Genomic DNA, 24,598 nt, shown 5'->3' with positions numbered 1-24,598 from the left:
GTTAGCGCCATGACACTGGTCGGCGCCGCTTCGGCCAATCGAGGGAACAGCAGTGACTCCCTGCGTCGCCATAATCTCTCCGCGGTATTGACCCTGGTGCACCACTCCCGTGAGCTTTCGCGGTCGAGGCTGACGAAAGCCACCGGGCTCAACCGCTCCACCATCGCCGCTCTTGTCGCCGAGCTGATGGATGCCGGACTCGTGGTGGAGTCAGAGCCAGGCCCCAACAAGGCGGTAGGTCGGCCCAGCCCCGTGGTGCGGCCCGATCCGCGCACCGTCGCCATCGCCGTTAACCCCGAAATCGATGCGATCACGGTCGGGGTGGTCGGTCTGGGCGGCACGATGGTGAGACGCGTCCGCCACGCGCTGGAGCACTCGCCGTCGGCGACCGAGGCCGTTCGCGTCGCCGCCGAGATCATCCGGGGTATCGAGGCAGAACTCGACGGTTCGCACCGAGTGGTCGGAATCGGCATGGCGCTTCCCGGGCTGGTGCGTGGGCGAGACGGCTTGGTCCGTCTGGCGCCGCACCTGGACTGGACCGACGAACCGGTCGCAGGAATGCTGGAGGCCGACACCGGATTTCCCGTCGTCGCCGGCAACGACGCACGACTGGGCGCGAACGCCGAACGCTTGTTCGGCGCCGGCCGGGGCGTCGATGACCTCATCTACCTGAACGGCGGCGCCAGCGGCATCGGTGGTGGCATCATCACCGATGGCACCCCATTGCGCGGCGTCGAAGGCTATGCCGGCGAGTTCGGCCACACGCTCGTGACCCACCGAGCTGACCGGGATGCCGCTGGCGCGCAGGGCAGTCTGGAGCTGGAAGTGAACCGCGACGACCTGCTGCGGGTTCTCGGATTGAGCGGAGCCGACCCGGATGAGTTGGAGAGTGCTCTTGTGGCCTCCACCGCTCCGCTGGTGCGTGCCGAGGTGCGGCGGCAGTTGGGCTTTCTCGGTATCGCTCTGCGTAACGCGGTCAACGTTCTGAATCCTGAACTGATCGTGCTGGGCGGGTTCCTCGGCGCACTCTTCGCGGTCGACGGTGACTACCTGCAGGCTCAGGTCGCAGGACACGCGTTGTCGGCGTCGTACGCGTGCCTGCGGATCGCGCGCGCGCAACTGGGTTCGGACATCCTCATGATCGGCGCGGCTGAACTGGCGTTCGCCCGCCTCTTGGCCGATCCGGCGGCGTTCGGGACTTCCCGCTGATCGAACGTTTCGTCGTTACCGGCGCGGCAGCGATTGCTGGAAGAAGGCGATGGCACGCTCTTCATCAAGAATTTGCCCACCCTCGTGACCGTTGTACTCCCACACGGTGATGGATTTCGACCCCGCGTAGGCGTTGAAGGCTCCGAAGACCGTCGAAGGCGGGCATACAGCATCCATCAGACTGGTCGAGAACAAGGCGGGTGCATTCGCGCGCCGAGCGAAGTTCACACCATCGAAATAGGCGAGCACGGCATGAGTGTCGCGCGACCGGTCCCGGTGCACGGCCAGGTAGTTGCCGATTTCTTTGTACGGGAAGTTGTCCGTGAGCGTGGTTGCCCTCGGAAAATCGCAAAGAAATGGCACGCAGGGTGCCACCGCAGCCAGGTCGGGCACGAGGCCGGAAACGGCCAGGGTGATTCCGCCACCCTGGCTTTGTCCGAACGCCGTGACCTTCGAGGCCTCCACCCGGTCCAGTTCGCGCACTGTGTCAATGGCGCGCACGGCGTCGGTGAAAACCCTTCTGTAGTAGTAGCTCTCACGGCTTTGGATGCCGCGGGTCATGAATCCTGGGTATTGCGGGCCTGAGCCGGCCGGGTCCGCCGTGTCGCCGGCAGACCAGGACGAGCCCTGCCCGCGCGTGTCCATCTGGAAGCTGGCGAAGCCGGCGGATGCCCACAGCAGGTTCTGCAGGGCATGGCCACGGCCGCCACCATAGCCCACGAACTGCACCACGGCCGGCAAAGGGCCATCCGCGCCGGCCGGCATCCGCAACCACGCTTTCACCGGTTGCCCGCCGAATCCGGAAAACGTCACATCGAAAACTTCCAGAGTCGTCAGCGGGGTTTTCACCCGCTCGAGAATGACGGACGAAGCCGCCGAGCGAGCCTCGGCGATGGTGCCTGCCCAAAACGCGTCGAAGTCTTCCGGGTCCTCCTGGGCACTTTGATATCTGGTCAACTGCGCTTCGGGTAGATCGAAATACACGAGCGTTCCCCTCGTTCCGACTCGAGCTCACTGAGTCACCGACGCCAGCCTACGGACTGGCGGATACCCCAGTGTCTTCCGAACCGCCAGTCGGTCGGGAATAGCGACTGCTGCCGTCGGTTACAGTAAACGAGGCCGCAGGCATGTCGAGCGGCCAGTCGTGCCGTTCTTTGTTCTGGAGGCGGTTATCGGGCGCTCTGCCTCGCCCGCCGAGTTCGAGGTTTGCCTGTGACCACCGTCGTCCATCCCGGCGACTCGCTGTCCCCCAAACAGCGCTTGGTGTACATCCTCGTCCTCGGTGCGCTGACGGCGCTCGGGCCGTTTACCGTTGATCTCTACTTACCGGCGTTCCCCGCCCTTGAGGACGACTTCGCGGCGACCACCGCCGTCATCCAACTCACACTCACGGCGACCGCCGTCGGCTTCGGTTTCGGCCAGCTCCTGGTGGGACCGTGGAGTGACCGCGTCGGTCGGCGACTGCCGTTGGTTCTGGCTACCTCGCTCCACGTGGCAGCGTCGCTCGGCGTCGCCTTCGCCCCAGACATCGTCACTCTGGGCGTGTTCCGGGTGCTCCAGGGTTTCGGCGCAGCAGCGGGCGGCGTGGTCGCCATGGCGATGGTCCGTGACCTTTTCGGTGGCCTTCCACTGGTCCGGATGCTGTCCCGGCTGGCGCTGGTGAATGGCCTCGCCCCGATCCTGGCTCCGGTGATCGGGTCGCAACTTCTGGTCATCCTCGACTGGCGCGGCATTTTTTACTTCCTGGCGGCTTACGGCTTTGTCGTGGTGCTCTCGACCTTCCTCTTCATTGTTGAAACGCTGCCACCGGCTCGTCGGGTGGACACGGGCCATGCCACTGTTCGAGAACGATATCGGTCGGTGTTGACTGACCGCACCTTCGTCGGGGTCGCTGTCATCTCGGCGATGACCTTTTCGGGGTTGTTCGCCTATCTCTCCTCCTCATCGTTCCTGTTCCAGGAAATCTATGGACTCAATCCACAGGAGTTCGGGCTGCTCTTCGCGGTGAACTCGATCGGTGTCGTACTGGGCGTGCAAGCCAGTGCCGGCCTGGCCAGGTACGTCGGACCACAGTGGATTCTGGCGGTGACCACCGCGGTGCTGCTGGTCTCCGCGCTGCTCATCATCGTGTTCGATTCGGCCCACCTCGGGCTGCTCGGAATCGTGATCCCGCTCTGGTTCTTCCTCACCGCCTGCGGGTTTGGGTTTCCTCTCGTGCAAGTGCTCGCGCTGGTCAATCATCCCCGCGAGGCCGGCACGGCGGCCTCGGTGCTCGGCGCCCTGAACTTCGGATTGGCTGGCCTCACCTCTCCGATCGCCGGACTCTTCGGCATCCACGACGCGGTTCCGATGGGCGCGGTGATGGCGGTCACCGCCGTGTTCTCGGTCTTGGCGCTGTGGTTCGTCGTACGGCCATGGACGGTGCCGAGGCTCGCGCGGTAACGACGCGAGGCGACATGTCGCCGAGCCAGTCAGCCTGCTTCAAGAGGGCCGACCGCAGCTGCCGGTTCGGCAAGCTCCAGGGGCTCAGAGAATCCTGTCGATTCGCGCCCGACGACGTGGTAGTCCGCCAGAATCTCTCGTGGGGGTTGCCGGTCGCCCTTTTCGTGGATCCGCTCGATGAGCAGATCCACAGCAACCTGAGCGATCTGGTCCCGTCCCGGTTCGACGCTTGAGAGTGATGGCAACGAGAACCGGGCTTCATCGATGTTGTCGAAGCCGATGACCGCGACGTCCTGCGGCACTCGCACGCCTGCTTCACCGAGTGCTCGCAGGGCGCCTAGGCCGAGTGTGTCGTTCAGGGTGAACACCGCGTCGAACGGAATGCCGTCTTGCAGTAGGCCGCGCATTGCCGCTGCGCCGTTTTCTCTGTGCCACGGTGCCGCTACGCGGACGAGCGCGGGGTCGTAACTGAGTCCCGCCGCCTCGAGAGCTTCCCGGTATCCGCGAATGCGCAAGTTCGCTGACCGGATGTCGTTTTGGTTGATCGGGTGGGCTCCGATGACGGCAATACGGCGCCGGCCGATGCCGAGAAGATGATCCATCGCGGCACGAGCTGACTCGACGTTCGCCATCGTCACATGATCGGTCGGCCCACCGAACATCCGCTCGCCGAGTAAGACGAGGGGAAAATCGACGTTGAGGAGGTCGATGTCCTCCTGCCCGAGACGTTCAGGGCTGAACAGGATACCGTCGGTGAGCCGCAGCCGCTTGCCGGAAAGGATGGCCAGCTCACCCTCCCGTGTGGCGCCCGTCTGGTCGATAACCACGTCGACGTTATGGCGGCGTGCCGCCCGGATGATCGTGTCGGCCAGCTCGGCGAAGTAGTTTTGGCGTAACTCCGGAATTGCAAGCCCGATCACGCCCGTCTTTCCTGAGCGGAGACCTCGTGCCGAAAGATTGGGCCGATAGCCCAGTTCGGCGATCGCCGCGAGTACCTTGTCTCGCGTGGCGGCGCGAACGTGCGGGTAGTCATTCACAACATTAGAAACGGTCTTGATCGAGACGCCGGCGATACGAGCCACGTCGTGCAGGGTTGACACCATGCGGCTCCTCTTGTTCGGGCTCCATAGGTTGCGTTGCAGTTCACTGTAGCGACAGGGCACGGCACGAGCACGGTCCGGCCCTGAAGGTTCGCAGCCAGAAGATTTCTGGAAATGCTTGACACCCCGATCAAGGTTAGCCATAGTCGATCTACAACGTTGTAGTACAACGTTGCATATCGCGAACAACCCCTACATGATCGCGATGGTTGTCGAAGCTGACGGCCATAGCTATCTGTTCGCTTCGCGGTGCACCGAACATGTCCAAGCATCGAAAGGAATGGATCAGTGAAGACCAAGAAAGTCATCGCCGCCCTTGCGGCGCTCATGGTCGCAGGTACGCTCGCCGGCTGTTCCGGCGGAGCCACGGAAGGTAATGAGGCGGCCAACTGCACCAACAAGATCACCAAGAAAGACGCACCGGTGGTAACGCTGTGGGCCTGGTATCCCAACACCGAACTCGTCGTCGACAACTTCAATAAGCAGCACGACGACGTCCAGGTGTGCTGGACGAACGCCGGTGCCGGAGGCGATGAGTACGACAAGTTCCAGACGGCGATCTCCGCAGGCAGCGGGGCTCCCGACGTCGTCATGCTGGAAGCGGACCGGATTCCGACCTACCAAGTTCAGGACGCCCTCGTGGACCTCAGGGACCTTGGCTTTAAGGACGTCAAAGCAAACTTTAGCGACGGCGCCTGGAAGGATGTCTCGGTCGGCGACGGTGTTTACGGTGCCCCGATCGACGGTGGTCCGATGGGGATGATCTACCGCAAGGACATCTTCGACAAGTACGGTATTACGCCCCCGACCACGTGGGTGGAATACGAGGCCGCGGCACAAAAGGTGAAGGATGCCGGCGGACCGTTGTTCGGCGATTTCCCCGCGAACCAGGCCGCCTATGTCACGGCGCTGCTGTACCAGAACCGCGCGCAGCCGTTCACCTATGACCCCGCCAACAAGGGCGAGATCGGGATCAAACTGAACGACGACGCCACCAAACAGGTGCTCGACTACTGGGCAGGGCTCGTGTCGAAGGGTCTGGTGGGCACGCAAGACCAGTTCACCCCGGAATACATCTCCGGTGTGATCGGCGGCAAGTACGCGACGTACCTCTCGGCCGCGTGGGCACCGGGCTACCTGCAGGGTGCGGGCGTGGGCAAGGGCGACGATGCCGGCGTGTGGGCGACGGCTCCGATGCCGAAGTGGGACCCGAGCAACCCAGCGGTGAACTGGGGCGGTTCCGCCTTCTCGGTGACCAAGCAGGCGAAGGATCAGAAGCTCGCGGCCAAGGTCGCCTTCGGAGTCTACGCAGACGACGCATCACTGAAGGACGGGTGGGAGAACCAGATCATATTCCCACTCAACGTCAACGTATTGAACGATCCGGCGTTTATTGATGCCAAAGTCAAGTTCTTCAATGGCCAGCAGGCCAATAGGGAGGTATACGTGCCAGCGGCCAAGGCTTACACGGGCATGACTTATACGCCGATCGGACAATACTTCTACAGCGCGTTCACGAAGCAGATCGCCGCGATTAATGACGGATCCACCACCGGATCCCAGGCGGCCGACGCATTGCAGGCGGATGTCGCGAAGTATGCGAAGGAGCAGGGTTTCACTGTCAAGTGATCCCTGACCCCGGTGGGCCGGCCGAATGACGGGGCGGCCCACCGATCCCCTCCCTCGACCAGAAAGCAAGATCCATGACCTTCACACTGCCGGCTCGACGCGGAGCCGGATCGCGACGGGCTCGTCGCGGTACGAGCCGTCGCCAGAACCTTACAGGCTGGCTGTTCGTCGGCCCGTTCGCGATCGTCTTCCTCGCCATGCTCGTGCTCCCGCTCGGATTCGCGTTCTATCTCAGCACGTTCCAGAAGGCGCTGATCGGTGGGACCAGGTTCGTCTTCCTCGGCAACTACGCCAAGGCCTTCAGCGATCCGTCCTTTGTCGACGGGGTCTGGTTCGTGATCCGCTTCTCGCTGGTGCTGATCCCGATCCAGATGGCCATCTCACTCGCCATGGCGCTCATCCTTGACATGGTGACCACGAGATTCGCACGGTTCTCGCGACTCATGATCTTCATGCCATATGCGATCCCTGCCGTCATCGGCGCGCTGATGTGGGGCTTTCTGTACAGCAAGAACTTCGGCCCAATCGCAGACTTCTTCAATGCGCTCGGTACGACGGGGCCGGATTTCCTCAGCAAGCAGTTAATCTTCTGGGGCCTGATGAACGTCGTGACCTGGCAATGGGCCGGCTATTACATGATCATCCTCTACGCTGCGTTGCAAGGGATCGACCCCACCTTCTACGAGGCAGCTCGCATAGATGGCGCCTCTCACTGGCAGATCATCCTCCGGATCAAAATCCCGCTCGTGGCGCCAGCGCTCGTGCTGATCCTCGTGTTCGCCCTGATCGGAACGTTGCAGTTCTTCAACGAGCCCAAGATCCTGCAGCAACTCGCGGCCGGAGCAATCCCGGAGGATTTCACCCCGAACTTGTATGCATACCAACAGGCGTTCACACTGGCGAACTACAACTACGGTTCTGCAATCTCGTTTGCGCTCGGCGCCGTCGTCTTCATCTGCGTCTACATTTTCTTATTCGCCACTCGCAAGCGAGGAAGCTTCCTCTCATGAGTGCCGCACGGCTCGGGCGCGTCCATCGCAGACCTCGACATATACCGCTGCAGATCGTGCTCGGCCTGCTGGTCATCTACTTCCTGATCCCCTTCTGGTGGGTCATTGTGAACAGCTCGAAGAGTTCGGCCGGACTATTCGGCGGTGGGAACGCGCTGTGGTTCGCCACCAAAATTGATTACGTCGGCAACATGGTGCAGCTCTTCAGCTACGGCGGAGGTATCTTCGCAAACTGGCTGCTGAACTCCGCCCTGTACGCGTTCGTCGGCGGGATTGGGGCCACGGTGTTGGCGGTACTCGCCGGCTATGGCTTAGCGAAGTACCGCTTTGCCGGACGCCGCGCCGGGTTCTCCATCCTCCTTGGCGCCGTCATGGTCCCGATGACCGCGCTCGTCATCCCGACCTTCATCCTGTTCTCCCAGTGGGGCATCACGAACACCATCTGGTCGGTGATCCTCCCGACGCTGCTCAACCCGTTCGGTGTGTATCTCATGAACGTCTACGCCCGTGAGGCGGTGCCCGATGAGCTCCTGGATGCCGCACGCGTCGACGGCGCAGGGGAGTTCAGGACATTCATCCAGGTCGCGTTGCCCCTCATGGGTCCGGCGATCGTCACGGTGCTGCTGCTGTCTGTCGTGTCGTCGTGGAACAACTACTTCCTGCCGCTCGCGATGCTGTCGGACAACCGGCTCTTCCCGGTTACGGTGGGAATTGGGCTGTGGCAGTCCACAGCTTCCACGTACGGCGCCGCGGGTGGAGAGAGTCTGTGGAGCATCATCATCCTCGGCTCGCTGGTCTCCGTCATTCCTCTGATCATTGCCTTCTTATCCCTCCAGCGCTATTGGCAAGGAGGGCTCGCGATCGGAAGTCTCAAGTAGCTCCGGCCTCCCCGCCCCCGACTTTCCAGCATCTAACCCTTCGAGGAAACGTGATCTCCGCACATCTCACCATCGACCCCCATTTCGTGGTCGGTCCTGTCAACCGCCGCCTGTTCGGCTCCTTTGTCGAGCACCTCGGACGCTGCGTCTACGGGGGAATCTACGAGCCCGATCATCCGGACGCCGATGAGGACGGCTTCCGCCGCGACGTCATCGCCCTGGTGAAGGAGTTGGGTGCTACGACCATCCGGTACCCGGGCGGCAATTTTGTCTCCGGCTACCGGTGGGAGGACGGTGTCGGCGAACGATCACAGCGCCCCCGCCGGCTTGATTTGGCGTGGCATTCGGTGGAGACCAACGAGATCGGGCTCGACGAGTTCTCCCGCTGGCTGAGCAAGGTTGACGGAGAGCTCATGTACGCCGTGAACCTCGGCACGCGGGGAGTGCAGGAGGCGCTCGATGTGCTCGAGTACGCGAACGTGCGCTGCGGCACCGAACTGTCGGATCGCCGAATCGCGAACGGAGCGATTGAACCGTACGACATCCGCATCTGGTGCCTCGGCAACGAAATGGACGGACCGTGGCAACTCGGTCACGGGACACCTCGCGACTATGCGCGCGTCGCAGTGAAGACAGCCCGTGCGATGCGCCAGATTGACCCAGCACTGGAACTTGTGGTCTGCGGCAGCTCGAGCGCTCAGATGCCGTTGTTCGGCACCTGGGAACGGATCATTCTTGAGGAGACCTACGACGAGGTCGACTACATTTCCTGTCATGCCTATTACGAACCGATCGAAGGCGATTACGCGAGCTTCCTAGCCTCAGCGGTCAACATGGACCGGTTCATCGAGTCGGTGATCGCCGCGGTCGACCATGTTAAGGCGGTCCGAGATAGCGACAAGACCATCAACATCTCCTTCGATGAGTGGAACATCTGGTACCACTCCCGCTACGCCGCGGTAGACCGGATCACCGATCCTCAGCAGTGGCCCGTAGCGCCCCGCCTGCTCGAGGACGTCTACTCGGTCGTGGATGCCGTCGTCTTCGGCAATCTTCTGATCTCACTCATCAGACACGCCGATCGAGTGACCGCGGCGAGCGTAGCGCAATTGGTAAACGTCATCGCCCCGATCATGACCGAGCCGGGGGGTGGGGCGTGGCGGCAAACGACGTTCTTCCCGTTCGCGGTCACATCGCGCCTGGCGCGGGGAGTCACGCTTGAGCTCAAGCTTGACTGCCCGACATACCAGTCGGAACTTCACGGCGTCGTCCCCGTGGTCGACGCTGTCGCGACGCACGACGATGTGACCGGCGACACCGCGGTCTTTCTGGTCAACCGCAGCATGGATGAGCCAGTGGCGATCGTGATCGACACGAGCATTCTCGGGAATGTGTCGGTCGTCAACGCCGAGAGTCTCTGCGACGATGACATCCACGCGGCTAATACACTGTCCGATCCCGAACGAGTGGGACTGAAGCCGAATGGCACCGCTGAGCTCGCCGATGGGGAACTGCACATCACACTCCCGCCTGTCTCCTGGACGGCGGTGACGCTGCGATGACGAACGAGCGCGCGCGACGGGGTCGACGGACAACGGGGTGAGGAGCCGCCTCGAACCGATCGAGCGGCTCTCCGAGGAGCGCGGCGAACTTGCGGCTGTCGTGAAGGGAGTGGCGCCTAGTCTGGCGACATGACCGAACGGCACACCAGTGGGGGCACCGCGGCGCCATCGCCGATCACCACCCGGCGGGTTTCCCGAATGTGGCCGCTGGTCAGTTCCGCGGTTGCGCTGCTGCTGATCACGGTGAGTGGAGTGCTTCTGGCTGCCCGCCACGCCGCCCCAAGCATCGACACCGAGTGGATGGGAGAGATGCTCGAATACCGCACTCCGCTCGGGGAAGTGCCGGCTCTGATCATGAACTTCCTCGGGGGCGGATGGTTCGCGGTCGTGGTCGTACCCATCGTGGTCATCGGAGCGCTCTGCCTGGCCAGTCGCTGGAAAGCGGCAATCTTCTTCGGCACCTCCATCGCGGCCAGCGCCATCCTGGTGCAGGTGCTCAAACAGCTGCTCGGGCGGGCCCGTCCCTTGGACAAGTTGGTGCAAATCGACACCGGTTCGTTCCCGTCCGGGCACGTCGCGAACGCCGCCACAATGGCGGCAGTGATGTGCATCATCTTCTGGCGAACCTGGGTGTGGTTGACCGGGGCGGCTTACACACTGCTGATGATGCTCAGCCGCACCTACCTGGGGGTGCACTGGCTGACGGACACCATCGGCGGTCTTATGCTGGGCGTCGCCGTCGCCATCATGGTCTGGGCCCCCCTGGCGGACCGACTGCGACGCGAGGCCGAACATCTCCGGTAATAGTTCCCATTCCGGCTAGTAGTTTCCGTTGCGCCGGGAACAAACAGCCGGAACAGAAACAGTCGCGCAAGGGGCAGACACGCGAAGGCTCCTCGCCTATGCTGATCGCCATGACGGATGCAGCGGCGCGCGTCGAGGCGGCGAAGAAGGCACTGGCTGATGCGGAAGCGGCCCTCGAACGGGCGCAGGCCGATGGCGCCGAACCAGCCAGGCAGACCGTCCCGCTTTCCCCACTCGACGTGGACGCCATTCGAGCGGGTTACGCCTTTGACGGGGACGTGCTCGAGATCGGGGCGCTGGTCAACGGCGAGGCGTTGCCCGAGATACAGGTACGTATCCCGATCGCCATGCTCAACCGGCACGCGCTTGTCGCCGGCGCCACCGGAACCGGCAAGACCCGAACGCTGCAGGTGCTGGCCGAGCAACTCTCCACGGCCGGAGTCCCGGTGTTCGCCGCCGACATCAAGGGTGACCTGTCCGGCGTGGCCACCCCCGGCACCCCCAGCGACAAGCTGCTCGCCCGTACCGCCGGCATCGGGCAAGACTGGTCCGGCGCCAGCTTTCCCACCGAATATTTCAGCCTCGGCGGCACCGGGGCCGGAGTGCCGGTGCGGGTGACTCTGTCCGGGTTCGGGCCGATCCTGCTGTCCAAGGTGCTCGGGTTGAACGCCACGCAGGAATCCTCGCTTTCACTCGTGTTCCACTATGCCGCTAACGCCGGACTGCCGCTGGTGGACCTCACCGACCTGCGTGCCGTCCTCACCTGGCTGGCCGACGAGGGCAAGAGCGAGCTGCGCGAGCTCGGCGGACTCTCCCCGGCGACGGTCGGCGTCATCCTGCGCGAACTAATCGCGTTCGCCGACCAGGGTGCCGACGTGTTTTTCGGTGAGCCCGAGATCGACACCGCCGAGTTCGTGCGGAGCGCAGCGGACGGCCGCGGCGTGATCAGCCTGCTCGAGGTGCCGGGAGTGCAGGATAAGCCCGCGCTGTTCTCAACCTTCCTGATGTGGATGCTCGCGGATCTCTTCAACGACCTTCCGGAGGTGGGCGATACCGACCGGCCCAAGCTGGTCTTCTTCTTCGATGAGGCTCACCTGCTGTTCAAAGACGCCTCCAAGGACTTCCTCGCCGCGATCCTCCAGACCGTGCGCCTGATCCGATCCAAGGGTGTCGGCATTGTTTTCGTGACCCAGACCCCCAAAGACGTTCCCGAAGACGTTCTCGCGCAGTTGGGGTCGCGCATCCAGCATCAGCTTCGGGCGCACACGCCGGATGCCGCCAAAGCGCTCCGCGCCACGGTGTCGACGTACCCGACCTCCGGTTACGACCTAGAGGAGGTGCTCACGCAATTGGCCATCGGTGAGGCGATTGTCACGGTGATGAGCGAGAAGGGCGCCCCGACGCCGGTCGCCTGGACCCGGCTGCGTGCCCCGCAGGGTTCGATGGATCCCTCACCGGCCGCCGCGATTGCGGCTACCATCGCCGCCTCCCCGCTGCAAGCGAAATACGGTACGCCGATCGATCCGGAGTCCGCCCGCGAAATCCTCGGCCGGAAGCTCGACGCGGCGGCGGCTGCGGCGCAGGAGAATGCGCCGGATGCTGGCGAAGAATTCGAGCGGATGCGGCGGGACATGGAGAAAGCGCATCCGCCCGCACCGGCCCCGAAACGGCGCCCGCCGGAGAAGGCATCTAATCCCCTCACCGATTTCCTCGGTTCCCGTCAGGGCCGGGCCATCGTCACTTCCGTGGTCAAAGGCATCTTTGGCACTTTGCGGCGCCGCTGACCTGAAGCGGTTCCCTACGTCGCGCCGCCGACGGGAACACCGGCGAGGGCCATCAGGCCGACGACGATGCCGATAGCGGCGATCAGCGCGGCACAGAGACCGAGAGCCGCCAGGGTTCGACTTCTCTCATACCAGTCGACGCTCTCGGGATGTGCCGTTACGAACATGCGCCGGGTCACCGGCTCCGGTATTTCGGTCAGCGGAAGGGGGATGGCCGCAGCGACACGACGTATTTCCGATTCGCCCCAGAACACACCACGCATCCGCAACAGGCGCTTGTTCTCGGCGTCCGTGACCAGCAGTTCGTGCCAGGTCTCAGCCGACGATGAACGATAGATTTCGGCGAGGATCACCCGGTAAACCGCCCCCAAGGGGCAGCTTTGGCGGAAGAACAAGCCCTGCTCGTCGATGCTCGTCTCGGATACCGCGACCGAGATCGCGCGATAACGCACCCGCACCAACGCACACAGCGCGATGCCGATGCACTGGCTGGCGAGCACCACAAGCCAAGAGCCTCGCGACACCCCCCAGAACGTACAGCGCACCGTAGAGCGGCAGCGAGAACAGCACCACGGAGGAGAGGACGTTGCGCAGCAGCGATGCTTTCGGCCGCACCACCACGCGGCTTGGCAGAACGGATGTCACTGACGCCCCCTCAACATTGTGTGCGTGAAGTGAAATCTACGCGCATTGAGGAGGGTGCTGGCGGAAGTCCGCCGATCGTGCTTAGTGTCGGGCCGGATCGCTGCGACTTTTCACTCGCGTGGGGAACGGTAGCGAGTGGCGGGTGCAGCGAGCCGCCAGGATCGCAGCACAACGAGGGCGACGGTGACGGTGAGTATTTCGACCACCATGTCCGGATAGCCGAGCGGATCGGTCCAGTTGCCGATGTCGTCGCGGATCTGTGGCATGCCGATGGTGCGTGAGATCAGGAACGCCATCAGCGCGAGCAGGCTCATGGCCCCGGTAGCTGTCCATACCAGCAAGTTGTCGAAGAAGGTCACGAGCACGGCGAGAATGATGCATGCCGCTGACAGGGCGATGAACAGGGCACCGATATAGGGGGCCTCGACCAGGTGCATCGGTGTCAGGTAAAGGTGGATGGCCGCATTGACCATGAGAAACAGTGCGGCCGGCCACCGCAATGGCGACTGCTGGGGGCTCCAGAGGCGGGACATAGAACGCTCCATTTCGGTGTGCCGTGCGGGACAGCCGGACTCGATGGTCCGGCCGCCCGCGCGTCGTTGGTCAGAACTTGCCGGGGAACTGGGCGATGATGCCGTCGCTGAGCATGTCGGCCATCTGGTCCATGTGCGCCTGGGCCGCGTCGTAGCCGGAGATGGCGTTCGAATAGTTGCCGGTGAGCACGTCGCTGGCGTACCCGATGGTCTGCGTGATGTGCGACTTCATCATGTCGCGCAGGTCTGACCGCTTCCAGTTCGGATTGGCCTTGGCCAGGAAGTCCGCGATGTCCTGGGCGTTGGCGTACCAGGCCTGCACGGCCGTGTTCAGCGCCGCCGTGTCGCCGGCCTTGGCGGCGGTCAGGACGGGAACGGCATCCGCGATATGGGTAGAGAGCAGATCGGTGAGTTGGGTGGCGGCGGCGTTGCCGTAATACGGAGCGATCGCGTTGCCGATGTCGACCTGGTTCCTCAGGATGCGATCGAGGGTGGGTCCCAGTCCGGGCGAGTTCGCGGCAAACGCCACCACGGTGTCATAGGTCCATTGCATGTGCTGGTCCCACAGTGTGCGCATGGCGCTGTGCAGGGCGATTTGTGCTCCCTGGTCGGCAGAGTGGCCCGTGTGACTGAGCGCCATGGCGGGGGCGACCGCTTCGGCCGGAGCCGCTGCCGGCGCGTCCGCATGGCTGACGCTGCAGCCGGTCAGCAGGCCGCCGGTCAGGGCCAGTGCGGCAATCAGAGAAGCGGCGTAACCGCGGTGCCGCGCCGTGTGATGGATGGACATGGTGTGCTCCTTCGTGGTTGATCAGCATCCGGCGTGCGAACCCTGGTGGTGCGCGACCAGACTCACCTCCTTAGTGGCCCGTCGGACTCACGGGTTTACCGATCTTTGCGAGATCACCCGGATCCGGTAAGACAAGCCAAGCCGGCGACACTAATCAGTTATGGACAGTTCTGCCGCACCCCGAGGCATCCCGTCGTCGGGTTGCCCTCAGTTGCACGGTCCGCTGTTACGATGGCGCCGGGAGCAGCTCATCGCTGCCGGGTACGACGAACTCTCCGCACACCGGATGGCAGTCGACCGCACAGCCGATGTTCATACCCTGGTCGTGGTGGGCGATGATTACTTCACCAAGTTGGGTGCGAAGGCGCGCTGGAAGGCAGGTCGGCAGGTGAGCGGAGTGAGTGAACCAGCCGGGTTGATGGTCCACGAACAGCCCTTACGTCGGGCCGAACCTGTCGTCCCGCCCGCCGATGACTGGATCAGTCGCCTTTCGGCGACCGGGCGGGACTATGAGATCGCGGTCGCCCAGCTGCACGAACTGCTGCTGCGCGCAGCACGGCACCAGGTCAGCCGAATGCCGGCAGCAGCCGCGCTTGGTGCCTCCCGCCGTGCGGAGATCATTCACTCCGCCGCCGATGAGGCGACCGTGGCGGTCCTGTCCCGGCTGAGCACCTTCGAGGGTCGGAGCGCCTTCACGACCTGGGCGTACAAGTTCGGGATCCTGCACGCAGGCACCGAGGTACGGCGAAGCGCCTGGCGTGATCGTGAAATACACCTGGACGACATTTCCGAACCCCACAGTGTGGCACCGTCTCCCGAGGTGTACGCGGAAGGACGCGATTTGGCGCGGGCCGTCCGCGAGGGCCTTCGAGAGGCATTGACGCCGCATCAACGACGCGTTGCGCTCGCCGTGCTCGTCGATGAGGTGCCCATAGATGTGCTGGCCGAGCGGCTCGGAACGAGCCGGGGCGCCCTCTACAAGACATTGCACGACGCCCGACAGCGCCTGCGGGCCCACCTGTCCGCTCATGACTTCTTATTGCCCGGCGCAACCGGAAGGGAGGTGACCAAATGACGAACCTTAGGTCCTTGAGTTCCGAAGCGATAGACCGCTTGACCGCGGACACTGAACCGTGGCTTTCGTGTGACGATTGCTTCGAGCACGTTGACGTCGTCATCGATGCGTTGGTGGTTTCGTCCGCCTCACTTTCCGAGGAGTTCAGAGTTCACCTGCGCAGTTGCCCGGCCTGCCACGAGGAAGCGCGGTCGCTGGCGGCAATCGTCGCTGCCGAGCACGGGCTGTCACCAGCAGAGGCCGTCGCGCGGCTTGATTCCGCCGTCGAGGGATTGGGCGCCTAGACCGCGGCTCTAGCTGCGGGACGGGTTGGGGACCACCGTGAGCACGCGCTCGACGAAGACCAAGAAGTCGTCCATCCAGCTCTGCAGGAATTGACGCGTGCCCTCGTTGGTGCACTCGCCGTCCTCGGTGAACAGGCCGGGAAGGGTTTGAATGTAGGCCTCGGGTGCGTTCATCTGTGGGGAGTTGCAGAAGCTGAGGACGCTGCGCAGATCCTGCTGCGCCACGGCCGTGCCGATCGAACCGCCCGAGGTGCCGATCACCGCCGACGGCTTGTTCGTGAACGAGTTTGTCCCCCACGGCCGACTCGCCCAGTCGATCGCGTTCTTCAGGGCGCCGGGAATCGATCTGTTGTACTCCGGGGTGATGAACAACACGGCATCCTTGGACTCGATCGACCGCTTGAATTCCCGCGCGACCGGAGGGTAGTCCGCGTCGTAGTCGTAGCTGTACAGAGGCAGGTTCCCTATGGGGATCTCGGTCATCTCGAACTCCGGGGGTGCCAAGTGCACCAGGACCTTCGACAGTGTGCGATTGATGGATGCTTTCGCCAGGCTCCCGACCAGGTAGCCCACCGTGTAAGGAGGTTCGTGCTCAATGATGTTCGCCATGGTGCGGTCCCTTCTGACCCGACCATTCAACGCTCGTCCGTGCAGAGCACAAGGGGCAGGGACACCACAGCTGGTTGATACACCGGCCTCGAAAGCTCGGTCCGGTGGGGCCTTCTGGGATCGTATAGAAATTGGCGGAGGATGGGGGATTCGAACCCCCGAGGGCTTTCACCCAACACGCTTTCCAAGCGTGCGCCATAGGCCACTAGGCGAATCCTCCTGGCGAGCCGCGCTGCTCGTGACAGCCGACCACACACAGCTTACGGGATGACGACTCTGGGCAGCGCCAGTGGTGCCCAGCTACGATCAATGTGTGAGTATGCAGCCTCGATCCACAGGACGTCAGGGTGCCTCGCAAAGGGCGAAAGCGAAGGTCCTCGACCGCACCCCAGTGCGGCTGACCTTTCTCCTCACCGGTGGCATCGCACTACTGGCCGGGGTGGATGCCGCGCTGCTGCTGCTGGGACTGGGTGCCCCCGTGGTGACCGTGCGCTTGGCAGAGGTGCACGGCCCGCTCATGGTGTTCGGGTTTGTCGGCACCGTTGTCGTCTTGGAGCGTGCGGTTGCCACCAGGCGGTGGTGGGCGTTTTTCTCCCCAGGCCTGTTCGGTCTTGGCGGGCTCGCCATCATGTCCCCGCTCCCCTTGGCGGTCGGGCAGATCGCGTTCGTGATCGGCTCCTTCTTCTTGGCCGCCATCTATGCCGAGATTTGGCGTAAGCAGACTTCCGCATCCACCGCCGTTCAAGCACTCGGCGCCGTCACCGCGATCATGGCGACGGTGCTCTGGCTCGGCGGCGCGTCGATCCCGCAGATCGTGCCGGCGATGGGGCTGTTCCTCATTCTCACCATCAGCGGCGAACGACTCGAGCTCGCCCGCATTTCGCCGACCGTGGATGCCCGCGCCGAACTGTGGCTGCTCATCCCCTCGCTCTGCCTGACCGGAAGCGCGATCGCCGCGCTGCTGTGGCCGGTGATCGGCTTCCCCCTGCTGGGCGCCTCGATGCTCGGGTTGGTGGTGTGGCTCTTCCGCTATGACGTGGCCACCAAACTGATCCGTTCCACAGGGCTGCCTCGCTACATGGCGATCTGCCTTCTGGTCGGCTATGTCTGGCTTGTGGTCGCCGGCGGTGTCTGGCTCACCGGAGGACCGGTGTACTCGGGGCCGCCGTACGACGCCGTGCTGCACGCCATTTTCTTGGGCTTCGTCATCTCGATGATCATGGCCCACGCGCCGACGATTCTGCCCGCGGTGTTGCGCCGGCCGTTGCCGTATCGTCCGATCATGTACCTGCCGGTCGTGCTCCTGCACGCCTCATTGCTGCTACGCACCCTGTGGGGTGACGCTCGCGGTGACGTAGGCATGGTGCAGCTGGGCGGCGTGATCAACATCGTCGCACTGTTGTTGTTCGTCGTGATTGCCGTGGTGTCGGTCATCATCGGCGTTCCACGGCGCACACCCGCCGGGAAGCGCACGCCGACGGTGAAGCGGATGCCACCGGCATCGGCAGTGCCTGACGGCGCCACGGCAACGGTGCGCGCCGCACGGGCGGCCGCAGCCTCGTCCGACGGGCCAGGCAAGGCCCTCCGACAGTGAGCCGCCGCACCTGGTACGTCATCCTGAATGCGCTCGTCGGCCTCTGGCTGGCAGCCGCCGGGATCGCCGCCGTCTGCTTCCGTCTGCTTCCGGCGGGCAACTGGCTGATGGTGCACTTGCTGTTGCTCGGGGCGCTCAGCACGGCGATCTTCGTGTGGAGTCAACACTTCGCGGACACCCTGCTGCGTCATCGCTCGTCGGGCGGCCGAGTCTCGTTGGGCGTGCGGGTCGGCCTCCACACGTTCGGTGCTCTCGGGGTGGTGACGGGCGTGGTCACGGGTTTCTGGCCGGTTGTGGTGGCCGGCGCGGCGCTGATCGCGGTTGCCGCGATCGTGCACGCCGTCAGCCTCGTTCAGCAGCTGCGCGGCTCCCTGCCGGCGCGGTTCGGCCCGCTGGTGCGCTACTACGTTGCCGCGGCGGCCGCGCTCGTCGTCGGTATCACCCTCGGTGTGATCATGGCCCGCCCGGATGTCGTCGGCCAAGTGCACGACCGCCTCTTCGTTGCGCACATCGGCATGAACGTGCTGGGGTGGGTGGGCCTGACCGTCATCGGTACCGTCGTGCTGCTGTGGCCCACGGTGCTGCGCACGAAGGCCCGGGCCTCCTCGGATACCGCGGCGAAAGGCGCGCTGCCGCTTCTCGGTGCCGGCGTAGTGCTCATCGGTCTGGCGTGTCTGCTCGACTTGCGGATCGCCGTCGCCTTCGGCGTCCTGATCTACCTGGTCGGGTTCGGGCAGGTCCTGATCGAGGTGTACCAGCACGGCAAACAGTCCCGCCCGGCCAGCTTCGCCAGCTGGAGCATCGGTGCCGCCCTCATCTGGTTTGCGATCGCCGTTCTCGGCTTCGGTGTGTTCGTCGTGACGGCACCCACCTGGACGCAGATCGGCGACCGAGTCGCTGCGCTCGTGCCGCTGTTCGCAGTGGGATTCGCGGCGCAAATCCTCCTGGGCGCGCTCAGCTACCTGCTGCCTGTCGCGCTCGGCGGCGGTCCGGAGGCGGCCAGGGCTTCGGCTCGGGAACTGGACCGTGCGGGCATTTTCCGTATCGTCGTGACGAACTTCGGCGGGCTGCTGTATGTGCTGCCGGTGCCGAGCCTGGTCAAAGCCGCACTCGCGGTGCTGGTCTTCGGCACCCTTGTCTCGTTTCTGGTGTTTGCGGTGCGAGCCGTGGCGGTGGCCCGTCGCGTTCGGCTGCGGCCCAACGCCGGAGCGGCCTCCGTTGGCGGCCCCCGCGCGGTGCCGCCGCCGATTCCGCGCCGCAGTGGCATGGTCACGGTGGCTGCCGGTGCGCTCGTCCTGGCGATGTCGATCGGAGTGGCACTGGATCCCGGGTCCATCGGGATCGCGGTCACCTCGGCCGGTGGTGAGACCGTGGCCACCGGTCACACGACGACGGTCGAAATGTCGATGGCGAACTACCGATTCACTCCGAGCACCGTCGAGGTGCCAGTCGGCGACAAGCTGGTCATCCACCTCACCAACGCCGATGACATGCTCCACGACCTGGTGCTCTCCAACGGCGTCACCTCGGGTTCCGTCGCGCCCGGCCGCAGCGTCACGGTCGATGTCGGGGTGATCGGTGCCGACCTGGAGGGCTGGTGCTCGGTGGCGGGCCATCGCCAACTTGGAATGGTAATGAAAGTTGTCGCCGCTGGGGGAGCGGCAGCGTCCGGCGACCATTCGGATCACGCCGCGGCCAGCGGCCCATCGGCCGCCGGGGATCTCGACTTGATGGCCCGCCCCGGCGCCGGATTCGTCGCGCGCGATCCCGTGCTGCCTGCGGCATCCGCGCAGACTGTGCACACGCTGACCCTGACGGTCAAGAACGTGAAGACCGAGGTGGCGCCGGGCGTCACCCAGGAGCTGTGGACCTACAACGGCACCGCCCCCGGCCCGACGCTGCGCGGCAAGGTCGGCGACGTCTTCGACATCACCCTGGTGAACGACGGCACCATCGGTCATTCGATCGACTTCCACGCCGGCGCGCTGGCGCCGGACAAGCCGATGCGCACCATCCCACCGGGGCAGAGGCTGGAGTACAGATTCACGGCGACGCGCTCCGGAATCTGGCTTTACCACTGCTCGACCATGCCGATGTCGTTGCACATCGCCAACGGCATGTTCGGCGCGGTCGTGATCGATCCGATCGGCCTGACGCCAGTGGACCAGGAGTACCTCGTAGTGCAGTCTGAGTACTACCTCGGTCCGCAGGGTGGCGCGGGTGACGCGGTCAAGGTGGCGGCCCAGAAGCCCGATCTTGTCGTGTTCAACGGCTATGCCAACCAGTACCGCGACCGCCCGATTGCCGCGACGGTGGGCGAAAAAGTGCGGGTATGGGTGCTGGATGCCGGGCCCAACATCGGCAGCGCGTTCCACATCGTCGGCGCGCAGTTCGACACCGTCTACAAGGAAGGCGACTACCTGCTCAAGGACGGGGGCAGCACCGGCTCCGGGGGATCCCAGGCGCTGGATCTGTCGCCCGCTCAGGGAGGATTTGTGGAGCTGACGTTCCCGGAGGCGGGGAACTACTCAGTGCTCAGTCACGTCATGTCCGACGCAGAAAAAGGTGCCAGCGGCCTGTTCCAGGTGAGGCAGTAGTACTCAAGCGCGGAGCGCTCCGAATATGCTGCGGCGGGTGTTACTTGGCGACGCGCGTGATGCGCAGTGCCCAGTCCTCCGGGCCCTCAAGCAGATAGTCGATCTTGAACACATCCGGATTCCGCTGGTTCAACTGGGCGAGCAACGGCAACGGGTTGTGGCTTGCGATCAGGTCGATTGATGCGCCGAGCCCGATGGAGTCGAGCGCGCCGAAGATCGTCGCGTGGCGGATGGCGTGCGGGATGAGCCGGGTGTCGAGAACGACCCGCTTGCTGTTCTCCTCACCGCAGGTGCAGGCGGTGCCGTCGGCGTGCGTGGCTGGTTGGGTTTCCATGTCAGTTCGCCTCCAAAGTGGCTTCGACGCTGAGCTTCGCACCGGCGAACAGTCGCGAGATCGGGCAGAAGGCAAATGCCTCGTCGACGATGTCCTTGAATGCCTGCGCATCGACTCCCGGCACGGTCCCGCGCACGGTGACCTCGGAAGACACCACGGTCGGCTTGCCATCGACGGAGTCGAAAGTGACTGCAGCGTCGACCACCAGGCGGGTCGGCACAAGGTCGTGCTGGCCGAGGACGGCGGACAGCGCCATGGAGAAGCAGGAGGAGTGCGCGGCGGCGGCCAGTTCTTCCGGGCTGGTCAATCCACCCGGCTGCTCCGTACGTGCCGCCCAGGTAACAGGCTGTCCATCTAGCGCTCCGCTCGTGGTGCCGTTGATCGTTCCGCGACCTTCGGCGAGCGAGCCCTCCCAGGTGGTTTCGGCGTGCCGTACGGCGATGCTCACAATGAACTCCTCTTTTGATTTACCGGATTCTTGCGGTGTGCGCCTAAGACCATTTCCCGGCGCGCCATCTTCAACCCTATTGCTTGGCCTACGGTATTGGTATGGCTGAAGAAAATGCACGTTCGGGATCGCGGGTGCCCGCCGTCGTCATCACGGTGTCGAACCGCAGTTCTCGCGGGGAGAGGGCGGATACCTCGGGATTGCGCGCCGTCGAGCTGCTGAGGGACGCGGGGTACGACGTTGGTGCCGCTCGGGTTGTGCCTGACGGCATCGCGAGCGTTCACGATGCGGTGCAGGATGCCGTCGAGTCCGGCGTGCGGTTCGTCCTCACCTCCGGAGGAACCGGTGTGTCCCCGACCGATCTGACTCCAGAAGGCACCCGCCCACTGCTCGTTCGGGAACTGCCGGGTATCGCCGAACTGTTGCGCAGTGAGGGGGCGAAGCACAGCAGGCACGCGGTGCTGACCAGGGGACTCGCCGGCATCGCCGGGCATCCGCCGAAGACGTTGATCATCAACCTGCCGGGTTCGCCGCGCGCCGTGGAACAGGGGCTCGAGGTGGTGCTGCCGTTGGTGCCGCACATCTTGGATCAACTGGACGGCGGCGACCACTAACCCTCAACGGTCGAGTGGACGGTTCGCCTAGGGAACCGTGAGGTGGAGCTACGCCGGCTCTGGGCGCTTCCAATCGCCGGAGCGACCACCGGACTTCGCGAGCAGCCGGATGTCGCGGATCACCACGGTGCGATCCATACCCTTGACCATGTCGACGAACGCGAGGGCCGCCACCGACACCGCGGTAATCGCTTCCATCTCGACTCCGGTGCGATCCGCGGTGCGCACCGTGGCCTGGATGCGCGCCCCGGCATCCTCGACCTCGATGTCCACGGTGACGCCGTGCACGCCGATCACGTGGGCCAGCGGCAGCAGCTCCGCGGTGCGCTTGGCGCCCTGAATTCCCGCGATCCTTGCGACCGCGAGCACATCACCCTTGGGTGCTGTGCCGGACCGCAGTGCCGCGATGACGGCCGCTCCGCAACTGACGAACCCGGCCGCCGTCGCCTCACGCACCGTCGGAGTCTTCGCCGTCACGTCGACCATCCGCGCCTGGCCTGAGGAATCCAGGTGGGTGAAAGGCTGGTCGCTCATGATTCCAACAGCATGACAGTCACACGGTCTCCCTCGCGCACGTCGGTGGTGTCCTGGTCGATGACGGCCAGCGCCTCGGCGCTGGCGAGGCTGGTCACCAGGTGTGAGCCCGAGCCGCCCGGTGTCGCCGGACGCACCCGTAGTTCGCCGCCCACATCGCCGGGTTCGAACGCGACGGGCATGTATTGGCGGCGGTCCGCCGGGCTGCGCCATCCGGCTGAGACGACCGCCTCCCGGGTGGGGCGGTGCAGGATGCGGCGGCCCAGCATCTTCTGCAGCGCCGGGCGCACGAACAACTCGAATGACACGAAGGAGCTGACCGGGTTGCCTGGCAAGGCGAACACCGGCGTGCCATCGGTCCAGCGTCCGAATCCCTGCGGCTTGCCCGGCTGCATCCGCACCCGCGAGAACAGCATCGTCGGCAGCGGAGCGAGAACGGCTTTGGACACATCGTAGGCGCCGACGCTGGCGCCTCCGGAGAGCACGAAGCCGTCCACCTCGGCCGCGTGGCTGGTGAGGGTGATCCGGAGCGCATCGTCGTCGTCGGGAACCGAATCGATTCGCACCGGGACAGCCCCGGCTTCGGCGACCGCCACGGCAAGCAGGTGCGAGTTCGAATCGTGGATCTGCCCGCGCCGCAGTGGTGCGCCCGCCGGCACCAACTCGCTGCCGGTGGAGATGATTCCGATGCGCGGCGCACGGTACACCACCACCTCGCCGCATCCGGACGCGGCCGCCGCGGCGATGTGCCGGGCGGTGAGCATTGTCCCGGCAGCCAGCACCGGAGCTCCGGCGCGCACGTCGCTGCCGGCGCGCCGGATGAAGGCGGCCGGGGCGGGTGCCTCGGTGATAGCCACCCGCACGGTGCCCTGGTCGGTCGCCTCGATCGGCACGACGGCGTCCGCGCCGTCGGGCACTGGAGCGCCGGTCATGATGCGGGTCACTGTTCCGGGCGTCACGACGATGCTCTGCTTGGAGCCCGCGGCAATGTCCGCGATCACCGGGAGTACGACAGGGGCGCCGGCGCTGGCCCCCAGCAGGTCGTCCCGGCGCACGGCGTAGCCGTCCATGCTGGAGTTGTCGAAACCGGGCACATCCGCCGCCGCACTGACCGCCTCGGCCAGCACCAGCCCGGCGGCGTCCTCCAGCCGGACGCTGATCGCCGGCATCGCGGTCAGCCCGGAGAGGATGCGCTCGACGTGTTCTTCCACGGAGACGCTGGAGGCCTGCTCTGCCATGCTGCCACTCTAATCGCCCGCCGCGGGCGCACCGGTCTGCCATGGTCCCGGCCGGCGTTGTCGCGGGCAAGCGCCGAGCGTATCTTGGCCGCAAATATCCGTCAGTACATCGGGAGATGACACCATGCCCGCGTCAGAGGAAATGCCGGACACCATCCGCAGATCGCCGAAACACGCCCAAGCGCTCTGGTCGAAGGTGCACGATTCGGCCGTCAAGGAATACGGCGAGGGCGAGCGTTCGCACCGCACCGCGTTCGCGGCGCTGAAGAACGAATTCGAAAAAGTCGGCGATCACTGGGAGGCGAAGAAGAAGCGCGGGCCATCGGACGCGCAAGCGGCGCGCACCACCAAGAGTCGAGGCAAGGATGTGAAAACCGCGGGCGGAGTGGACGCGAACGCCTCAAAGTCGCACCTCTACGACATCGCGAAACGTTTGGAGATCCCGGGGCGCTCCGCCATGTCCAAGGACGACCTCGTGGATGCGATCGGGCGCGAGAACAGAAAACTCACCCGAAAGAGCAGCTAGCGCCGGCGCCGTAGAACCTCAGCGCCGTCGAAGGTTAGCGCTGCACCAGCTTGAAAAAGGTGCTGTCGCTGCCGTCGGCCTTGCGCTCCTGGTAGAGAAAGGCCAGCTCGCTCGCGTCGAACTTCGCGAACCAGTCATCCCAGTCGATGTGCTCCAGTTTGTCGCTGGCACCACCGGGGAAGTCGATGCGGAGCACTCCGGCGGTGTCGCCTCCCTCGGTGCCCGCGACGCTTGCCGGCTTGCCGTCGTGCTGCTCCACCCACCGGCGGATCTCGTCGTGGTCGGTGGTGGTGTGACTTGTGGATGCCATGGTGCTCTGCCCTCCCGATCATTCAGGTCGGTGCCGACGGTAGGCCGGGATC

Annotated in this window: 25 protein-coding genes and 1 tRNA gene; 14 read left to right on the top strand and 12 right to left on the bottom strand. The window is 64.7% G+C overall.

The window, feature by feature from the left end; all coding sequences use genetic code 11:
* The first annotated feature begins 9 nt into the window (after window positions 1-9).
* Window positions 10-1,209 carry an ROK family protein gene (locus ABFX56_RS06665; RefSeq protein ID WP_346232476.1) on the top strand — a complete coding sequence of 400 codons (1,200 nt, stop codon included), beginning with the start codon at window positions 10-12 and terminating at the stop codon, window positions 1,207-1,209.
* A 15-nt stretch (window positions 1,210-1,224) separates the two neighbouring features.
* On the opposite strand, the gene ABFX56_RS06660 is transcribed toward ABFX56_RS06665, so the two are convergent.
* Window positions 1,225-2,193 carry an acetylxylan esterase gene (locus ABFX56_RS06660; RefSeq protein ID WP_346232475.1) on the bottom strand — a complete coding sequence of 323 codons (969 nt, stop codon included), beginning with the start codon at window positions 2,191-2,193 and terminating at the stop codon, window positions 1,225-1,227.
* A 228-nt stretch (window positions 2,194-2,421) separates the two neighbouring features.
* Here ABFX56_RS06660 and ABFX56_RS06655 point away from each other — a divergent pair, with 228 nt between their 5' ends.
* A complete protein-coding gene (locus ABFX56_RS06655) occupies window positions 2,422-3,651 on the top strand; it encodes a multidrug effflux MFS transporter (RefSeq protein WP_346232474.1) in 1,230 nt (409 codons plus the stop codon).
* 29 nt (window positions 3,652-3,680) lie between these two features.
* Here ABFX56_RS06655 and ABFX56_RS06650 read toward each other — a convergent pair whose 3' ends face one another.
* Window positions 3,681-4,754: a LacI family DNA-binding transcriptional regulator gene (locus ABFX56_RS06650; RefSeq protein WP_346232473.1), complete on the bottom strand. Its 1,074-nt coding sequence runs from the start codon at window positions 4,752-4,754 to the stop codon at window positions 3,681-3,683.
* 285 nt (window positions 4,755-5,039) lie between these two features.
* On the opposite strand from ABFX56_RS06650, the gene ABFX56_RS06645 reads away from it, so the two are divergent.
* The 6 genes from ABFX56_RS06645 to ABFX56_RS06620 all read left to right on the top strand — a co-directional run bounded on the left by ABFX56_RS06645 (window position 5,040) and on the right by ABFX56_RS06620 (window position 12,418).
* Entirely contained in the window at window positions 5,040-6,380 is a 1,341-nt protein-coding gene (locus tag ABFX56_RS06645) for an ABC transporter substrate-binding protein (RefSeq protein WP_346232472.1), read from the top strand.
* Window positions 6,381-6,454: 74 nt separating this feature from the next.
* The gene (locus tag ABFX56_RS06640; protein WP_346232471.1) at window positions 6,455-7,390 is read left to right on the top strand and encodes a carbohydrate ABC transporter permease; all 936 of its coding nucleotides are present in this window, start codon (window positions 6,455-6,457) and stop codon (window positions 7,388-7,390) included.
* Window positions 7,387-8,268, top strand: a complete 882-nt coding sequence (locus ABFX56_RS06635) for a carbohydrate ABC transporter permease (RefSeq protein ID WP_346232470.1) — start codon at window positions 7,387-7,389, stop codon at window positions 8,266-8,268. Before ABFX56_RS06640 ends, ABFX56_RS06635 begins: the two co-directional genes overlap by 4 nt.
* 50 nt (window positions 8,269-8,318) lie before the next feature.
* Complete coding sequence (arfA, locus tag ABFX56_RS06630) at window positions 8,319-9,830, top strand: arabinosylfuranosidase ArfA (RefSeq protein ID WP_346232469.1); 1,512 nt, start codon at window positions 8,319-8,321, stop codon at window positions 9,828-9,830.
* A gap of 129 nt (window positions 9,831-9,959) precedes the next feature.
* Window positions 9,960-10,634 carry a phosphatase PAP2 family protein gene (locus tag ABFX56_RS06625; protein ID WP_346232468.1) on the top strand — a complete coding sequence of 225 codons (675 nt, stop codon included), beginning with the start codon at window positions 9,960-9,962 and terminating at the stop codon, window positions 10,632-10,634.
* Window positions 10,635-10,744: 110 nt separating this feature from the next.
* A complete protein-coding gene (locus tag ABFX56_RS06620; protein ID WP_346232467.1) occupies window positions 10,745-12,418 on the top strand; it encodes a helicase HerA-like domain-containing protein in 1,674 nt (557 codons plus the stop codon).
* A 14-nt stretch (window positions 12,419-12,432) separates the two neighbouring features.
* Here the strand turns inward: ABFX56_RS06620 and ABFX56_RS06615 are convergent, their stop codons facing one another.
* The 3 genes from ABFX56_RS06615 to ABFX56_RS06605 form a co-directional block, all read right to left on the bottom strand.
* The gene (locus ABFX56_RS06615; RefSeq protein ID WP_346232466.1) at window positions 12,433-12,921 is read right to left on the bottom strand and encodes a hypothetical protein; all 489 of its coding nucleotides are present in this window, start codon (window positions 12,919-12,921) and stop codon (window positions 12,433-12,435) included.
* 252 nt (window positions 12,922-13,173) lie between these two features.
* Window positions 13,174-13,596, bottom strand: a complete 423-nt coding sequence (locus tag ABFX56_RS06610; RefSeq protein ID WP_346232465.1) for a hypothetical protein — start codon at window positions 13,594-13,596, stop codon at window positions 13,174-13,176.
* A gap of 70 nt (window positions 13,597-13,666) precedes the next feature.
* The gene (locus ABFX56_RS06605) at window positions 13,667-14,383 is read right to left on the bottom strand and encodes a hypothetical protein (protein ID WP_346232464.1); all 717 of its coding nucleotides are present in this window, start codon (window positions 14,381-14,383) and stop codon (window positions 13,667-13,669) included.
* A 160-nt stretch (window positions 14,384-14,543) separates the two neighbouring features.
* Between ABFX56_RS06605 and ABFX56_RS06600 the strand changes: the two genes are divergently transcribed.
* Together ABFX56_RS06600 and ABFX56_RS06595 are read left to right on the top strand one after the other, a co-directional pair.
* Window positions 14,544-15,458: an RNA polymerase sigma factor gene (locus ABFX56_RS06600; protein WP_346232463.1), complete on the top strand. Its 915-nt coding sequence runs from the start codon at window positions 14,544-14,546 to the stop codon at window positions 15,456-15,458.
* Entirely contained in the window at window positions 15,455-15,742 is a 288-nt protein-coding gene (locus tag ABFX56_RS06595) for a hypothetical protein (RefSeq protein WP_346232462.1), read from the top strand. The genes ABFX56_RS06600 and ABFX56_RS06595 overlap by 4 nt, the downstream gene beginning before the upstream one ends.
* A gap of 9 nt (window positions 15,743-15,751) precedes the next feature.
* On the opposite strand, the gene ABFX56_RS06590 is transcribed toward ABFX56_RS06595, so the two are convergent.
* A complete protein-coding gene (locus ABFX56_RS06590; RefSeq protein ID WP_346232461.1) occupies window positions 15,752-16,351 on the bottom strand; it encodes an NADPH-dependent FMN reductase in 600 nt (199 codons plus the stop codon).
* A gap of 132 nt (window positions 16,352-16,483) precedes the next feature.
* A tRNA-Ser gene (locus ABFX56_RS06585) sits at window positions 16,484-16,571 on the bottom strand.
* Between the two features lie 99 nt (window positions 16,572-16,670).
* Between ABFX56_RS06585 and ABFX56_RS06580 the strand changes: the two genes are divergently transcribed.
* Both ABFX56_RS06580 and ABFX56_RS06575 read left to right on the top strand, forming a co-directional pair.
* On the top strand, window positions 16,671-17,945 hold the full coding sequence (locus tag ABFX56_RS06580) for a hypothetical protein (protein ID WP_428834425.1): 1,275 nt from the start codon (window positions 16,671-16,673) through the stop codon (window positions 17,943-17,945).
* Window positions 17,942-20,542, top strand: a complete 2,601-nt coding sequence (locus ABFX56_RS06575; protein WP_346232459.1) for a multicopper oxidase domain-containing protein — start codon at window positions 17,942-17,944, stop codon at window positions 20,540-20,542. The genes ABFX56_RS06580 and ABFX56_RS06575 overlap by 4 nt, the downstream gene beginning before the upstream one ends.
* 40 nt (window positions 20,543-20,582) lie before the next feature.
* On the opposite strand, the gene ABFX56_RS06570 is transcribed toward ABFX56_RS06575, so the two are convergent.
* The gene (locus tag ABFX56_RS06570; protein WP_346232458.1) at window positions 20,583-20,876 is read right to left on the bottom strand and encodes a DUF2249 domain-containing protein; all 294 of its coding nucleotides are present in this window, start codon (window positions 20,874-20,876) and stop codon (window positions 20,583-20,585) included.
* Between the two features lies 1 nt (window position 20,877).
* A complete protein-coding gene (locus ABFX56_RS06565) occupies window positions 20,878-21,324 on the bottom strand; it encodes an OsmC family peroxiredoxin (protein WP_346232457.1) in 447 nt (148 codons plus the stop codon).
* Window positions 21,325-21,425: 101 nt separating this feature from the next.
* Between ABFX56_RS06565 and ABFX56_RS06560 the strand changes: the two genes are divergently transcribed.
* Window positions 21,426-21,938 carry a MogA/MoaB family molybdenum cofactor biosynthesis protein gene (locus ABFX56_RS06560; protein ID WP_346232456.1) on the top strand — a complete coding sequence of 171 codons (513 nt, stop codon included), beginning with the start codon at window positions 21,426-21,428 and terminating at the stop codon, window positions 21,936-21,938.
* Between the two features lie 48 nt (window positions 21,939-21,986).
* On the opposite strand, the gene moaC is transcribed toward ABFX56_RS06560, so the two are convergent.
* Both moaC and ABFX56_RS06550 read right to left on the bottom strand, forming a co-directional pair.
* Window positions 21,987-22,472, bottom strand: a complete 486-nt coding sequence (moaC, locus tag ABFX56_RS06555; RefSeq protein ID WP_346232455.1) for a cyclic pyranopterin monophosphate synthase MoaC — start codon at window positions 22,470-22,472, stop codon at window positions 21,987-21,989.
* Window positions 22,469-23,710, bottom strand: coding sequence for a molybdopterin molybdotransferase MoeA (locus ABFX56_RS06550; protein ID WP_346232454.1), 1,242 nt, complete (start codon window positions 23,708-23,710; stop codon window positions 22,469-22,471). Before ABFX56_RS06550 ends, moaC begins: the two co-directional genes overlap by 4 nt.
* A gap of 124 nt (window positions 23,711-23,834) precedes the next feature.
* Between ABFX56_RS06550 and ABFX56_RS06545 the strand changes: the two genes are divergently transcribed.
* Complete coding sequence (locus ABFX56_RS06545; protein WP_346232453.1) at window positions 23,835-24,236, top strand: ChaB family protein; 402 nt, start codon at window positions 23,835-23,837, stop codon at window positions 24,234-24,236.
* A 34-nt stretch (window positions 24,237-24,270) separates the two neighbouring features.
* On the opposite strand, the gene ABFX56_RS06540 is transcribed toward ABFX56_RS06545, so the two are convergent.
* The gene (locus ABFX56_RS06540; RefSeq protein ID WP_346232452.1) at window positions 24,271-24,546 is read right to left on the bottom strand and encodes a hypothetical protein; all 276 of its coding nucleotides are present in this window, start codon (window positions 24,544-24,546) and stop codon (window positions 24,271-24,273) included.
* Window positions 24,547-24,598: the final 52 nt, after the last annotated feature.

Origin of the sequence: Parafrigoribacterium mesophilum (assembly GCF_039652555.1) — a bacterium.
Lineage (GTDB): Bacteria > Actinomycetota > Actinomycetes > Actinomycetales > Microbacteriaceae > Parafrigoribacterium > Parafrigoribacterium mesophilum.
Note: the sequence above shows the minus strand (reverse complement) of the source record. Positions and strands in the feature narration are given on the sequence as shown.

Bases quoted from the DNA above. Each gene is read 5' to 3' on its own strand.
- ABFX56_RS06635 (WP_346232470.1), top strand. From the start codon at position 7,387: ATGAGTGCCGCACGGCTCGGGCGCGTCCATCGCAGACCTCGACATATA.
- ABFX56_RS06545 (WP_346232453.1), top strand. From the start codon at position 23,835: ATGCCCGCGTCAGAGGAAATGCCGGACACCATCCGCAGATCGCCGAAA.
- ABFX56_RS06650 (WP_346232473.1), bottom strand. From the start codon at position 4,754: ATGGTGTCAACCCTGCACGACGTGGCTCGTATCGCCGGCGTCTCGATC.
- ABFX56_RS06550 (WP_346232454.1), bottom strand. From the start codon at position 23,710: ATGGCAGAGCAGGCCTCCAGCGTCTCCGTGGAAGAACACGTCGAGCGC.
- ABFX56_RS06610 (WP_346232465.1), bottom strand. From the start codon at position 13,596: ATGTCCCGCCTCTGGAGCCCCCAGCAGTCGCCATTGCGGTGGCCGGCC.
- ABFX56_RS06580 (WP_428834425.1), top strand. From the start codon at position 16,671: ATGCAGCCTCGATCCACAGGACGTCAGGGTGCCTCGCAAAGGGCGAAA.
- ABFX56_RS06625 (WP_346232468.1), top strand. From the start codon at position 9,960: ATGACCGAACGGCACACCAGTGGGGGCACCGCGGCGCCATCGCCGATC.
- ABFX56_RS06590 (WP_346232461.1), bottom strand. From the start codon at position 16,351: ATGGCGAACATCATTGAGCACGAACCTCCTTACACGGTGGGCTACCTG.
- ABFX56_RS06605 (WP_346232464.1), bottom strand. From the start codon at position 14,383: ATGTCCATCCATCACACGGCGCGGCACCGCGGTTACGCCGCTTCTCTG.
- ABFX56_RS06640 (WP_346232471.1), top strand. From the start codon at position 6,455: ATGACCTTCACACTGCCGGCTCGACGCGGAGCCGGATCGCGACGGGCT.
- ABFX56_RS06560 (WP_346232456.1), top strand. From the start codon at position 21,426: ATGGCTGAAGAAAATGCACGTTCGGGATCGCGGGTGCCCGCCGTCGTC.
- moaC (WP_346232455.1), bottom strand. From the start codon at position 22,472: ATGAGCGACCAGCCTTTCACCCACCTGGATTCCTCAGGCCAGGCGCGG.
- ABFX56_RS06665 (WP_346232476.1), top strand. From the start codon at position 10: ATGACACTGGTCGGCGCCGCTTCGGCCAATCGAGGGAACAGCAGTGAC.
- ABFX56_RS06600 (WP_346232463.1), top strand. From the start codon at position 14,544: ATGGACAGTTCTGCCGCACCCCGAGGCATCCCGTCGTCGGGTTGCCCT.
- ABFX56_RS06540 (WP_346232452.1), bottom strand. From the start codon at position 24,546: ATGGCATCCACAAGTCACACCACCACCGACCACGACGAGATCCGCCGG.
- ABFX56_RS06570 (WP_346232458.1), bottom strand. From the start codon at position 20,876: ATGGAAACCCAACCAGCCACGCACGCCGACGGCACCGCCTGCACCTGC.
- ABFX56_RS06620 (WP_346232467.1), top strand. From the start codon at position 10,745: ATGACGGATGCAGCGGCGCGCGTCGAGGCGGCGAAGAAGGCACTGGCT.
- ABFX56_RS06595 (WP_346232462.1), top strand. From the start codon at position 15,455: ATGACGAACCTTAGGTCCTTGAGTTCCGAAGCGATAGACCGCTTGACC.